Consider the following 13,627-nt stretch of genomic DNA (forward strand, 5'->3'; position numbering starts at 1 on the left):
GTGGAGAACCGGCTCCCGGTAAGGCCTGAACAGGGCCACCTGACGGGACGCTGATGGATAACGATGACGCGGAGCGTTCGTCTTCGTCGAAACGGTATTTGCTACTCACTCATCCGGACGTCGTCCGGGCGCTCCGCGACCCTTTCCAGCAACTCGGCGGTTTCCGCGCGAGGGTGCGGCGCCGTGTCGGCTGCCCTTCCCTCTACCGCCGATGCTGCTCGACGCCGGCCAGATAGGTTCGCTCGACCACCCGGTCATCGCCCAGCACGGTCAGGGCGAACAGCCGGTTCTCCAGGCTGCGGTCACCGCCCAGGCGCCGCGCCAGCAGCGGCGTGGCGGCCAGGTCCAGCACCAGGAAGTCGGCCTCCTTGCCGGGCGCCAGATTGCCGATCCGGTCGCCCAGGTCCAGGGCCCGCGCCCCGCCCAGGGTCGCCAGATACAGGGCATGGAACGGATCCAGCGCCGTCCCGCGCAGCTGGCCGACCTTGTAGGCCTCGCCCAGGGTGTGAAGGATCGAGAAGGTCGTCCCCGCCCCCACGTCGGTGCCGATGCCGACCTTGACCCCATGGGCGCAGGCGGTCTCCAGCGGGAACAGGCCCGAGCCCAGGAACAGGTTCGAGGTCGGGCAAAACGCCACCGCCCCGCCCTTGGCCGCCAGCCGCGCGAACGCCTCGCCCTGCAGGTGGACGCAGTGGGCGAAGACCGAGCGCTGACCCAGCAGGCCAAAGCGGTCATAGACGTCCAGATAGTCCGTCGCTTCGGGGAACAGCGCCGCCGTCTCGTCGATCTCGCGCTGGTTTTCGGAGAGGTGCGTCTGCATCCAGATCCCGGGATGTTCCGCCAGAACCTCGCCCGCCATGGCCAGCTGTTCGTCGCTGCAGCTGATGGCGAAGCGCGGTGTGACGGCGTAGCCCAGGCGTCCCTTGCCGTGCCAGTCAGCGATCAGGCTTTGCATGTCGGCGCGGCTGGACTCCACCGTGTCGGTCAGGCCCTGCGGCGCGTTGCGGTCCATCAGCGCCTTGCCGGCGATCAGCCGCATGTCGCGCTCCAGGGCTGCCTGGAACAGCGCCTCGACCGAACCCTTGTGCACCGAGCCGAACACCAGGGCCGTCGTGGTGCCGTTGCGCAGCAGTTCCTTCACAAAGAACTCGGCCGCTTCAGCCGCATGGTCCGGATCGGCGAACGCCGCCTCGGCCGGGAAGGTGTGCTGTTCCAGCCAGTCGAGCAGCTGCGCGCCATGGGCGGCGATGATGTCGACCTGCGGGAAGTGGATGTGGGTGTCGATGAAACCGGGGGTGATCAGCTTGCCGGTCAGGTCCTCGACCGGCGTGTCGCCCAGCAGCCCATGCAGGTCGGCATAGTCGCCGCAGGCCGCGACATGACCGTCCTCGACCAGCAGCAGGCCATCCTCGTGGAAGGCGACAGCCTCCGCGTGTTTCGTCGGATCCTCCAGCAGGTGGAGGATCGACGCCCTATAGGCTTGCAACGGCCAGATCCTCGTCGTTGGAAATTCGGGCCGCTTCCAGCCGCATCAACAGGTCGGCGGCCACCGAGACGGCGATCACCTCGGGGGCCTTGCTCTTGAGATGCGGCAGACCGATCGGACAGGTCAGGCGGGTGAGCGCCGCTTCCGAGAAGCCGTCGTCGCGCATCCGGCTCAGGAACCGGGCGCGCTTGGTCTTCGAGCCGATCAGGCCGAGATAGGCGAACCCGCCGCCGGCCAGTCCGGCCGAGGCCAGGGCGTAGTCGAGGCCATGGTCGTGGGTGAAGATCAGGCCATAGGCGTCGCCGCCCGCCCCCATGGCCGCGGCGGCCATCTCGGCCGGCTCGGCCACGGTGACGTCGGGAATGTCGGCGGTCTCGGGTCGGCTGTCGAACCAGGACAGCTTGAACGGCAGCGGTGCGAAAGCGCGGGCGACGGCCTGTCCGACATGGCCGGCGCCGAAGACCAGAAGCGGCGGACGCGGGGCGTCGTTGCGCTCGACCAGCTCGTCGCCCAGCGCCGGTCGGGCGCCGCGCGCCGCGGCCTGGATTCCGGCCAGGGTGACCGGCGGGGCTTCCGAACTGGCGGCGATCGGGGCGACGGTCTTGGTCAGCAGGCCGGGGTTGAAGCGGGTGCGGACCTCGAACGGCTGGGCCGCGTCCATCCGGCGCGCGGCGTCGGTCAGCCAGTCGCGGCTGGCGGCCTCGACCCGCTCGATCAGCAGCCGCACTCGGCCGCCGCAGCACTGGGCCAGCAGCGGACCCAGGGGATAGTCCTGGATGGCGAAGCTGGCCTGCGATCCGCTCAGCATCCTGCGCGCCTGGTTGGTCGCCTGATGCTCCAGATTGCCGCCGCCGATGGTGCCCGACTGGCCGCCCTCCCAGACCACCATCTTGGTCCCGGCCTCGCGCGGGGCCGAGCCTTCGGTGGCCAGGACGGTGACCAGCGCGGCGGGCTGGTTCTCGCCGATACGGGCCAGGGCGGAACGGGCCCAGTTCATAAACCCTCTCCCAGAGGGAGAGGGAGGGGCCCGCGTCCGCAGGACGTGGGAGGGTGAGGGGTTACAGCGCGTCCGGACAAGGCAGAGCGGCGCGTCGGCAGACGGCGTAACCCCTCACCCTCCCAACGCTTCGCATTGGGCCCCTCCCTCTCCCTCTGGGAGAGGGTTGTCGAAAACGCGGGCTCAGACATCACGGGTCCTCGCCTTCACATCCTCAACCGCCATCAGGATCCGCTCCGGCGTCGCCGGTGCGTCCAGGCGCGGCATCACCTTGTGATCGGCCACGCTGGCCACGGCCCGGGTGATGGCGCTGAACACCGAGATCGCCAGCATCAGCGGCGGCTCGCCTACGGCCTTGGAGCGGTGAACGGTGGCTTCGACATTGCGGCCGGCCTCCCACAGCTTCACGTCCAGATGGGCCGGACGATCGCCGATGGTCGGGATCTTGTAGGTCGAGGGGGCGTGAGTGCGCAGGCGGCCCTGGTCGTCGAACACCAGCTCCTCGGTGGTCAGCCAGCCCATGCCCTGGATGAAGCCACCCTCGATCTGACCCAGGTCGATGGCCGGGTTCAGCGACCGGCCCACATCGTGCAGAATGTCGGCGCGGGTGACCTTCATCTCGCCGCTCAGGGTGTCGATGATCACCTCGCTGCAGGCCGCGCCATAGGCGAAGTAGAAGAACGGCCGGCCGCTGTGGGTGGCGCGATCATAGTGGATCTTGGGCGTGGCGTAGAAGCCGGTCGAGGACAGCGACACCCGGCCCAGATGCGCCTGGCGGCAGAGGTCGTTGAAGGAGATCAGCGTCTCGCCCGCCTTCAGACCCTGCGGCGTGAAGGCGACGTCGGCCTCGGCGCAACCCCACTTGTTCGCGGCGAACGCGACCAGCCGGGCCTTGATGGTGTTGGCCGCATTCAGCGCCGCCATGCCGTTCAGATCAGTGCCCGACGAGGCGGCCGTGGCCGAGGTGTTGGGCACCTTGTCGGTGACGGTCGCGGTGGCCTTGACCCGCGAGACGTCGACCTGGAAGGCCTCGGCGACGATCTGGGCGACCTTGGTGAACAGCCCCTGCCCCATCTCGGTGCCGCCATGGTTCAGCAGGATCGAGCCGTCGGCATAGAGGTGGATCAGGGCGCCGGCCTGGTTCAGGTGCGTGGTCGTGAACGAGATGCCGAACTTTACCGGCGTCAGTGCCAGGCCCTTTTTCAGGATCGGGCTGGCCGCGTTGAACGCGTCGATCTCGCGCTGCCGGGCCTCGTAGTCGCAGGAGGCGGCGAGCTCGGCCAGCAGCTGCGGCGCGACATTGTCCTCGACGGTCTGGTGATAGGGCGTCAGGTCGCGGCCGGGCTCGCCGTAGAGATTGCGCCGGCGCACCTCCAGGGGGTCGAGGCCCGTGGCCTGGGCCACGGCGTCTATCACCCGCTCGATGGCGATCATCCCCTGCGGACCGCCAAAGCCGCGGAAGGCGGTGTTGGACACCGTATGGGTGCGGAAGCGATGCGACAGGATCTCGACCGCCGGCAGGAAATAGCAGTTGTCGGCGTGGAACATGGCCCGGTCGTTGATGGCCATCGACAGATCGGTGGTGGCCCCGCAGCGCGAGGCCAGTTCCAGGGCGATACCGGTCAGGCGCCCGTCGTCGTCGAAGCCGACCTCATAGCCGACCTCGAAGTCATGCCGCTTGCCGGTCATGACCATGTCCTCGTCGCGATCGGGCCGGCACTTGGCGGCGCGGCCAGTCTTGACCGCCACCAGGGCGGCGCCGGCGGCGAACAACGAGGCCTGCGTCTCCTTGCCGCCGAACCCGCCGCCCATCCGGCGCACCTCGATGGTCACCGAGGTGTGCGGACGATCCAGCACGCGGGCCACCAGATGCTGCACCTCGCTGGGATGCTGGGTGGACGACCAGACATGGACGTCACCGCCCTCGCCCGGGATCGCCAGGGCCACCTGCCCCTCGAGATAGAAGTGGTCCTGGCCGCCGATGGCGAACTGGCCCTGCAGCCGTCGGGGCGAAGCCGCCAGCGCTGCGGCCGCGTCGCCGCGCGCCATGCGCTGGCTGGTCTCAATCTTCAGGTCGGCCTCGCGAGCGGCGCCGATGTCGATGGCGGCCGGCAGCTCGGCGTAGGCGATAACGGCCTTCGTCGCGGCGGCGCGAGCGGCAGCGATGGAGGTGGCGGCCACCGCGAACAGGCTCTGGCCGACATAGGTCACGGTGTCGGTGGCGAACAGCTTGTCGTCATGGATCACCGGGCTGACGTCGTTCTCGCCGGGGATGTCTTCGGCGGTCAGCACCAGCACCACGCCGGGCGCGGCGCGGACGGCCGACAGGTCCATCGCGGTGATGCGGGCGTGGGCTTTCGTGCTCAGCCCGAAATGGACGTGCAGCATCCCCGCAGGCTCAGGCATGTCGTCGATATAGACAGCCGACCCGGCGACATGGCGGGCGGCGCTGTCATGCGGCAGCGAGGCGTGAACACCCTGGAACGCGTCGATCGCGACGGGCGCGGTCGCTGAGGAGTCAGCCATGAGCGCTCTCCGGTTCGACCCGGGTGACGAGGTCCGGCGAGGTGGTCTCGATGAACACCTTGCGCAGCATGTTCCTGGCGGTCAGCGACCGATAGGCCGCCGAAGCCCGCATATCGCTGAGCGGAGCATAGTCGGCATCAATGGCGGCCATGGCCGCTTCGATCGTGGCTTCAATCCAAGGCTGGCCGATCAGGGCCGCCTCGCAAGCGCTCGCCCGCCTAGGGGTGCCTGCCATGCCGCCAAAGGCGATCCGCGCCGAGGTCACGACGCCACCGTCAATCATCAGGGCGAAGGCGCCGCAGACCGCAGAGATGTCCTGATCGAACCGCTTCGAAAGTTTGAAAACCTTGAAAACCAGCTCGGGCCTGGGCGCCGGTACGATCACCGCCTCGACGAACTCGCCCGGCCGGCGGTCCTGCTTGCCATAGTCGAGGAAGAAGGCTTCCAGCGGCATTTGGCGCCGCTCACCGCCCTGGTTCAACACCAGGGTCGCGCCGGCCGCGATCAGGGCCGGCGGCATGTCGCCAATCGGCGAACCGTTGGCGATGTTGCCGCCGATGGTGCCGCTGTTGCGAACCTGGGTCGAACCCAGCCGTCGCATCATCGCGCCAAGCTCCGGATAGAGCCCGCCCAGCGTCTGCATGGCGTCGACATAGCGAACGCCAGCGCCGATCAAGACGCCACTCTCGCGCAGCTCGATCCGTTTCAGTTCGGCGACCTGGCCGATGTCGATCAGGGTCTCCAGTGGTCTGCGAAGCTTGGTGACCCACAGACCCACATCCGTTGCGCCGGCCACGATCACCGCGTCAGGATGCTCGACGAAGGCCTGGGCCAACTGGTCCAGCGAACGCGGCGACAGCCAGCGCCGGGTCACGCCCTGCACGGGATCCTCGTGCGACAGGTCGAGCATCGCGCCATCGGTCAGCGCCGCCAAATCCGCCGCCACGTCGGGCGCGGCTTCGGCCTCGACCGCCCTGGCCACCTCGATGATCGGGCCATAGCCGGTGCAGCGGCACAGGTTGCCCGCCAGGACCTCGGCCGGCGGCGCATCGGTTCCCTTGGCCGCCACGGCCTTGGCGTAGAGCGACATCACGATGCCCGGCGTGCAGAAGCCGCATTGCGACCCGTGTCGGTCGACCATGGCCTGCTGAACGGGATGCAGCGCGCCATCGCCCCCGTCTCGCCTTGGGGCCAGGCTTTCCACCGTCATCAGCGCCTTGCCGTGCAGCATGGGCAGGAACTGGATGCAGCTGTTCACCGCCCTCCAGGTCACACCATCCCCCTCAGCCTCGCCCACCAGCACGGTGCAGGATCCGCAGTCGCCCTCGGCGCAACCCTCCTTCGTGCCGGTGCGGCGCAGATCGCCGCGCAGGTGCTCCAGCAGGGTGCGGGTCGGATCGACATCGCGCACCGCCTGCACCCGACCATCCAGGAGGAAGCGGATCGTTGCTTGTTGTTTTAACGCTGGGGGCATCAGCTGCCCCGATAGGTGGAATAGCCGTACGGCGAGACCAGCAGCGGCACATGCCAGTGCTGCTCGATGTTCGAGACAGCGAAGTCGATGACCACGACGTCCAGAAACGGAGGGTCGGTCACCGCGGCGCCGGTCGCCTTGAAATGCTCGCCGATGGAAAACTCCAGGCGATAGCCGCCGATGGCGATGTCTTCGCCGGCGACCAACCGCGCACGGCCGTCATCATCCGTGCGGATTTCAGTCTGCAGAACCAAGTCAGCGCCCTCGCGCCGCGACACACGCACCAGGACCCCGGCCGCCGGCCGCCCGACCGCCTGATCAAGGATATGCGTCGTCAGTCCGCTCATGCCCTGCCCTTCCAAACTCATCGCGCCAATGCTCGGCCCGCCCGCGCGCACTGTCCAGAGCCACGCGCGGCACAGGCTCATGACCGCGCCAGGCGCTGTCGAACGCGGCGACGGGCGCCCGCAAGTCGGGCACTATATAATAGATTTATTACTTGTCAGGGCTCGCATTTGGGTATGCGAATGTGACCGCTACCACAGAAAATATCCCTATCTCGCGCATAGGGTTGGCAATGGCCCTCCATCCCCGGTAGCTAGACCCCGACGGTCCGCGCGCAAGATGGATCGCGCCCAGATGCTCCGCGCAGACGCTCAAGAGGACACGATGGACGAGGATTTCCGCAAAGCCGCTCTGGACTATCACCGTCTGCCGCGGCCCGGAAAACTGGCGATCGAAGCCACCAAGCGCATGGCCACCCAGCGCGACCTCGGTCTGGCCTACTCCCCCGGCGTCGCCGCCCCCTGTGAAGCCATCGCCGCCGATCCCGACAAGGCCCGCGACTACACCGCGCGCGGCAATCTGGTGGCCGTGATCTCCAACGGCACAGCGGTCCTGGGCCTGGGCAATATCGGCCCGCTGGCCAGCAAGCCGGTGATGGAAGGCAAGGCGGTCCTCTTCAAGAAGTTCGCCGGTATCGACGTGTTCGATATTGAGGTCGACGCCGAGGATCCTGACCGCTTCATCGAGGTGGTCGCGGCGTTGGAACCGACCTTCGGCGGCATCAATCTCGAAGACATCAAGGCCCCCGAGTGTTTCATCATCGAGCGCAAGCTGCGCGAGCGGATGAAGATCCCGGTCTTCCACGACGACCAGCACGGCACCGCCATCGTGTGCGCAGCCGCCGTGCGCAACGCCCTGCTTGTCCAGGGCAAGCAATTGAAGGACGTCAAGCTGGTGACCTCGGGCGCCGGCGCCGCCGCCCTGGCCTGTGTCGACCTCTTGGTTTCGATGGGCCTGCCGGTCGATAACGTGACCCTGACCGACATCAAGGGCGTCGTTTACGCAGGCCGCGATGACGACATGCTCGACAACATGTCCCGCTACGCCCGCAACACCGACGCGCGCACCCTGTCGGAAGTGCTGGCGGGCGCCGACATCTTCCTGGGCCTGTCGGCGCCCCGCGTGTTCAAGGCCGAGTGGTTGCCGTTGCTGGCGCCCAACCCGCTGATCCTGGCCATGGCCAATCCCGAGCCGGAGATCCTGCCCGAGCTGGTGACCGCCGCCCGCCCTGACGCCATCATGGCGACGGGCCGCAGCGACTATCCCAATCAGGTCAACAACGTCCTGTGCTTCCCCTTCATCTTCCGGGGCGCGCTCGACGTCGGAGCCTCGGAAATCAACGAGGCCATGAAGGTGGCGGCCGTCGAGGCCATCGCCGAACTGGCCCGGGCCGAAGCTTCCGAAGTGGTGGCCTCGGCCTATGGCGGGGTCGCGCCGATGTTCGGCGCCCAGTACATCATTCCCAAGCCTTTCGATCCGCGCCTGATCCTGCAGATCGCGCCGGCCGTGGCCCGCGCGGCCATGGACTCCGGCGTCGCTACCCGCCCGATCGCCGACTTCGACGCCTATCGCCAGGAGCTGGAGCTCTTCGTCTATCGCTCGGGCCAGCTGATGCGGCCGGTGTTCGAGCGGGCCCGCAAGGCGACCAAGGCCGCCGCCGGCGGCATGCGTGTGGCCTATGCCGAGGGCGACGACGAGCGCGTTCTGCGCGCCGTCCAGACCGTGCTCGACGAGGGCTTGGCCAAACCCGTGCTAATCGGCCGCCGCGAGGCGATCATCGCCAAGGCCTCCGAAATGGGCCTGCGTCTGGACTTCGACGACCGCGTCGAGATCCTCGACCCCGCCGCCGACACGGCACTATTCGCACCGCTGGTCGAGCGTTATCAAGGCTTGGTCAGCCGTCGCGGCGTGCCGCCCCTGGCCGCCGAGCGCAGGGTCACCAACCGCCGTACGGTATCGGCCTCGATGCTGCTGCAGGCCGGCCATGTGGACGCGGCCCTGGTGGGCGGGTCCGGCGACTGGTGGCAGCACATGACTTACGTGCTGCCGATCATTCCCAAACGTGAGGACGTCGACCGGATCTACGCCCTCTCGGCTCTGATCCTCGATAATGGCACGCTGTTCTTCTGCGATACCCACGTGAACGTCGACCCGACCGCCGAACAGGTGGCCGAGATGACCTTGCTGGCCGCTGAGTCCGTGCGCCGCTTCGGCCTCACGCCCAAGGCGGCCCTGCTATCGCATTCCAGCTTCGGCGCCAGCAACTCGCCCACGGCCCGCAAGATGCGCGACGCCTTGGCCATCGTGCGCGAGAAGGCGCCCGAGCTCGAGGTCGACGGCGAAATGCATGCTGACGCCGCCCTCTCCCAGGCCTTGCGGGATCGGCTGGTGCATGACAGCGCCTTGAAGGGCTCGGCCAATCTGCTGGTCATGCCCACCCTGGACGCCGCCAATATCGCCCTGACCCTGCTCAGCGCCGCCACCGAAGGCCTGCTGGTCGGGCCCGTGCTGCTGGGCATGAGCCGGCCGCTGCACGTGCTGACACCCAGCGTGACGGCCCGCGGCATCGCCAACATGACCGCCCTGGCGGTCAACCAGGCCGCCGCCGAGCGCGCGTCCAGAGGCTAAAAGCCGGACGCGGAAAAGCCCCACGAGAAAACCGCCGTCACCCCAGGGGGTGAAAGCGGCCTCTCGCGGGGCCTGATCGTCAGGTCCGAAAGCCGGACAACCGCGCCGCGCGCGTTCGTCCGGGCCTCAGGATCCTTAGAGGATACGCAGGTTGCCGGCCGAGGTCTTGCCCGAGCGGCGGTCCTGCTCCAGTTCGTAACCGACTTGCTGGCCTTCGTTCAGGCCGCGCAGACCGGCGCGTTCAACAGCCGAGATGTGCACGAACACATCGCCGCCGCCGTTGTCGGGCTGGATGAAGCCGAAGCCCTTGGTGGTGTTGAACCACTTCACGACGCCGGTGCCGGCTTCGCCGCCACCGCCGCCGCCGTAACCGCCGCCGCGGGGAGCGTCATAGCCGCCGCCGCGCGGAGCGTCGAAGCCGCGAGCCGCGGGACGACGGGGAGCCGCCGGAGCCGCGCCCTGACCGGTCACGCGCAGATTGCCGGCCGAGGTCTTGCCCGAGCGACGATCTTCTTCGAGTTCATAGGCGACCAGGTCGCCTTCGTTCAGGCCCGAAAGGCCCGACCGTTCAACCGCAGCGATGTGGACGAACACGTCCTCGCCGCCGTTTTCGGGCTGGATGAAGCCAAAGCCCTTGGCCGGGTTGAACCACTTAACGACACCGTTCGCCATCTTATCCTCAAAAACCTATTCCGTGGGCCAGTTGCCGACCCGCGCCTTCCATAGCATCTCATGACGCAAATCAAAGGATCGCGCCATGGGCTTTGAACGGAGATTCTCGAAGAACGATGTGCGAAGTGCAGAAAATTTCGCTTCCGGAACGATCTTGAACCGGCGGCGGAGGCTATTTCACGACCCGATGATGAGCCGTTCGGCCTGATAAGCAAGCCACTCAACAGAGCTTTGGGTGCGGGGACAGGATTTGAACCTGTGACCTTCAGGTTATGAGCCTGACGAGCTACCGGGCTGCTCCACCCCGCGGCGAAGTGGGTAGTTGGTGATCGTGTTGGTAGGGGGACTTTGAAGCGACTTGGTATTGGCATCCTTTTAGCGGACCTGGCGGCGACCTACTCTCCCGCGCCTTGAGACGAAGTACCATTGGCCCAGGGGGACTTAACGACCGAGTTCGGAATGGGATCGGGTGGGGAACCCCCGGCATAGCCACCAGGTCAGCAAAAAGGATGCGTGCGATGCTCCGAGAAGCACCGGTTATATCAAGTCGAAGAAGACATCGTATGTCTGATGCTACAAAGAGCATTTGCATAGGTTTGGCTGAAGAACGATCAAGCCTATCGAGCTATTAGTACCAGTAAGCTACACGCCTCACAGCGCTTCCACACCTGGCCTATCAACGTGGTGGTCTTCCACGGCTCTCAGCGAGACCTTGTTTTGAGGTTAGTTTCCCGCTTAGATGCTTTCAGCGGTTATCTAGTCCACACTTAGCTACCCTGCTGCACAGCTGGCGCCATGACAGGTCCACCAGAGGTGTGTCCATCCCGGTCCTCTCGTACTAGGGACAGATCCTCTCAAGTCTCGTACACCCACGGCAGATAGGGACCAAACTGTCTCACGACGTTCTGAACCCAGCTCACGTACCACTTTAATCGGCGAACAGCCGAACCCTTGGGACCTGCTCCAGCCCCAGGATGTGATGAGCCGACATCGAGGTGCCAAACTTTGCCGTCGATATGGACTCTTGGGCAAAATCAGCCTGTTATCCCTAGAGTACCTTTTATTCGTTGAGCGATGGCCCTTCCACGCAGGACCACCGGATCACTATGGCCGACTTTCGTCTCTGCTCGACTTGTCAGTCTCGCAGTCAGGCGGGCTTATGCCATTGCACTCGACGACCGATTTCCGACCGGTCTGAGCCCACCATCGCGCGCCTCCGTTACACTTTGGGAGGCGACCGCCCCAGTCAAACTGCCCGCCACGCCATGTCCCGGACCCGGATAACGGGCCGCGGTTAGACGTCAACAACAATAAGGGTGGTATTTCAAGGATGGCTCCACTCGAACTGGCGCCCAAGTTTCATAGCCTCCCACCTATCCTACACATGTTGTTGCTAACGCCAAGGCGAAGCTGCAGTAAAGGTTCATAGGGTCTTTCCGTCTGACCGCGGGAACCCCGCATCTTCACGGGGAATTCAATTTCGCTGAGCCCATGCTGGAGACAGTGGGGAAGTCGTTACGCCATTCGTGCAGGTCGGAACTTACCCGACAAGGAATTTCGCTACCTTAGGACCGTTATAGTTACGGCCGCCGTTTACCTGGGCTTCAGTTCGCTGCTTGCACAACTCCCTTTAACCTTCAGGCACCGGGCAGGCGTCAGACCCTATACGTCGCCTTACGGCTTCGCAGAGCCCTGTGTTTTTGATAAACAGTCGCTACCCCCTGGCCTGTGCCACTCTACTCTGGTTGCCCAAAGCAGAGTCACGCTTATCCCGAAGTTACGCGTGCAATTTGCCGAGTTCCTTCAGCATGGTTCTCTCAAGCGCCTTGGTATACTCTACCTGCCCACCTGTGTCGGTTTCGGGTACGGTCTCCGTTGGAGTTATTTCCAGGGACCTGTTCACTGCCCAGAACAATCCAATAAGCCCAGACAATTTACCAGATCCGTCACTTCCAACTGGTTCAGGAATATTCACCTGATTCCCATCGACTACGCCTTTCGGCCTCGCCTTAGGGGCCGACTAACCCTGCGCAGATTAGCTTTACGCAGGAACCCTTGGGCTTTCGGCGAGAGTGTCTCTCACACTCTTTATCGCTACTCATGTCAGCATTCTCACTTCCGATACCTCCAGCAAGGCTCACGCCTCACCTTCAACGGCTTACGGAACGCTCCGCTACCGCGTGCAGTAAACTGCACACCCATACCTTCGGCGTCTGGCTTGAGCCCCGTTACATTTTCCGCGCAGGTTCGCTTGACCAGTGAGCTGTTACGCTTTCTTTAAATGATGGCTGCTTCTAAGCCAACATCCTGGTTGTCAAAGCAAACCCACATCGTTTCCCACTTAGCCAGAACTTGGGGGCCTTAGATGATGGTTAGGGTTGTTTCCCTTTTCACGACGGACGTTAGCACCCGCCGTGTGTCTCCCGGATAGTTCTCTTGGGTATTCGGAGTTTGATTAGAATTGGTAGAGATCGCTCCCCCCGCATCCATTCAGTGCTCTACCCCCCAAGGAATACGTCCGAGGCACTACCTAAATAGTTTTCGCGGAGAACCAGCTATGTCCAGGTTTGATTGGCCTTTCACCCCTATCCACAAGTCATCCGAGAATTTTTCAACATTCACCGGTTCGGTCCTCCAGTAAGTGTTACCTTACCTTCAACCTGCTCATGGATAGATCACCTGGTTTCGGGTCGTCATGCGACGTACTTATTCGCCCTATTCAGACTCGCTTTCGCTGCGCCTACACCTAACGGCTTAAGCTTGCACGGCACATGAAGTCGCTGACCCATTATACAAAAGGTACGCCGTCACCACGCGCGGTGGCTCCGACTGCTTGTAGGCTTCCGATTTCAGGATCTGTTTCACTCCCCTTGTCGGGGTGCTTTTCACCTTTCCCTCACGGTACTTGTTCACTATCGGTCATTGAGGAGTACTTAGGCTTGGAGGGTGGTCCCCCCATGTTCAGACAGGATTTCACGTGTCCCGCCCTACTCGAGTCTGTCGCTATTTGACGCTTACGGGGCTCTCACCCACTATGGCCGACTTTTCCAAGTCGTTCAGCTTTATGTCACGACAGCACTGGCCTGGTCCCGGTTCGCTCGCCACTACTACGGGAGTCTCGGTTGATGTCCTTTCCTCCAGGTACTGAGATGTTTCAGTTCCCTGGGTTTGCTTAATGGAGCCTATGTATTCAGCCCATTATACCTCTTCTGACCATCCAATCCTGGCCTTGCCCGAAGGCAAGACTAAGTTGGGTGACCATAAAGGTGGGTTTCCCCATTCGGAGATAGCCGGATCAAAGGGTGCTCGCGCCTCCCCGGCTCTTATCGCAGCGTGCCACGTCCTTCATCGCCTCTCAATGCCAAGGCATCCGTCAGAAGCCCTTATGCGCTTGATCGTTCTCAGCAAAACCCATGCGCTTACCGTCTAGGGACGGCTCGCATGCGCTTTGTATTCAGTCAGACATTTGATGTCTTCTTCAAAGTCCGCCCTAAAACCA

General features: G+C 64.5%; 7 protein-coding genes, 1 tRNA gene, 2 rRNA genes and 1 pseudogene. 1 reads left to right on the forward strand and 10 read right to left on the reverse strand.

Annotated features, from left to right (window positions below; translation table 11 throughout):
- Positions 1–202: 202 nt before the first annotated feature.
- The 5 genes from guaD to uraH all read right to left on the reverse strand — a co-directional run bounded on the left by guaD (position 203) and on the right by uraH (position 6,830).
- Positions 203–1,486, reverse strand: coding sequence for a guanine deaminase (gene guaD / locus ACW17V_RS14440; protein WP_492105778.1), 1,284 nt, complete (start codon positions 1,484–1,486; stop codon positions 203–205).
- On the reverse strand, positions 1,473–2,483 hold the full coding sequence (gene xdhC, locus ACW17V_RS14445; RefSeq protein ID WP_492105779.1) for a xanthine dehydrogenase accessory protein XdhC: 1,011 nt from the start codon (positions 2,481–2,483) through the stop codon (positions 1,473–1,475). Before xdhC ends, guaD begins: the two co-directional genes overlap by 14 nt.
- Before the next feature lie 183 nt (positions 2,484–2,666).
- Positions 2,667–5,009, reverse strand: coding sequence for a xanthine dehydrogenase molybdopterin binding subunit (xdhB, locus tag ACW17V_RS14450; protein WP_492105780.1), 2,343 nt, complete (start codon positions 5,007–5,009; stop codon positions 2,667–2,669).
- On the reverse strand, positions 5,002–6,483 hold the full coding sequence (gene xdhA / locus ACW17V_RS14455; protein ID WP_492105781.1) for a xanthine dehydrogenase small subunit: 1,482 nt from the start codon (positions 6,481–6,483) through the stop codon (positions 5,002–5,004). The genes xdhB and xdhA overlap by 8 nt, the downstream gene beginning before the upstream one ends.
- A complete protein-coding gene (gene uraH / locus ACW17V_RS14460; RefSeq protein WP_492108804.1) occupies positions 6,483–6,830 on the reverse strand; it encodes a hydroxyisourate hydrolase in 348 nt (115 codons plus the stop codon). The genes xdhA and uraH overlap by 1 nt, the downstream gene beginning before the upstream one ends.
- A gap of 322 nt (positions 6,831–7,152) precedes the next feature.
- On the opposite strand from uraH, the gene ACW17V_RS14465 reads away from it, so the two are divergent.
- Complete coding sequence (locus ACW17V_RS14465) at positions 7,153–9,456, forward strand: NADP-dependent malic enzyme (protein ID WP_492108805.1); 2,304 nt, start codon at positions 7,153–7,155, stop codon at positions 9,454–9,456.
- Positions 9,457–9,591: 135 nt separating this feature from the next.
- Here ACW17V_RS14465 and ACW17V_RS14470 read toward each other — a convergent pair whose 3' ends face one another.
- From ACW17V_RS14470 to ACW17V_RS14490, 5 genes and pseudogenes are all read right to left on the reverse strand, one after another.
- On the reverse strand, positions 9,592–9,786 hold the full coding sequence (locus tag ACW17V_RS14470; protein ID WP_035017693.1) for a cold-shock protein: 195 nt from the start codon (positions 9,784–9,786) through the stop codon (positions 9,592–9,594).
- 138 nt (positions 9,787–9,924) lie between these two features.
- Positions 9,925–10,128: pseudogene (locus ACW17V_RS14475) on the reverse strand (cold-shock protein); the annotation flags it as partial.
- 232 nt (positions 10,129–10,360) lie between these two features.
- Positions 10,361–10,437, reverse strand: a tRNA-Met gene (locus ACW17V_RS14480).
- Positions 10,438–10,510: 73 nt separating this feature from the next.
- Positions 10,511–10,625 (reverse strand): 5S ribosomal RNA (gene rrf / locus ACW17V_RS14485).
- Positions 10,626–10,735: 110 nt separating this feature from the next.
- Positions 10,736–13,525, reverse strand: a 23S ribosomal RNA gene (locus ACW17V_RS14490).
- Between the last annotated feature and the right edge of the window lie 102 nt (positions 13,526–13,627).

It is taken from the genome of Caulobacter sp. FV2ye17ST (genome assembly GCF_058680955.1).

Coding starts and splice junctions, on each gene's coding strand:
- ACW17V_RS14465 (WP_492108805.1), top strand. CDS start 7,153: ATGGACGAGGATTTCCGCAAAGCCGCTCTGGACTATCACCGTCTGCCG.
- xdhA (WP_492105781.1), bottom strand. CDS start 6,483: ATGCCCCCAGCGTTAAAACAACAAGCAACGATCCGCTTCCTCCTGGAT.
- xdhC (WP_492105779.1), bottom strand. CDS start 2,483: ATGAACTGGGCCCGTTCCGCCCTGGCCCGTATCGGCGAGAACCAGCCC.
- uraH (WP_492108804.1), bottom strand. CDS start 6,830: ATGAGCGGACTGACGACGCATATCCTTGATCAGGCGGTCGGGCGGCCG.
- xdhB (WP_492105780.1), bottom strand. CDS start 5,009: ATGGCTGACTCCTCAGCGACCGCGCCCGTCGCGATCGACGCGTTCCAG.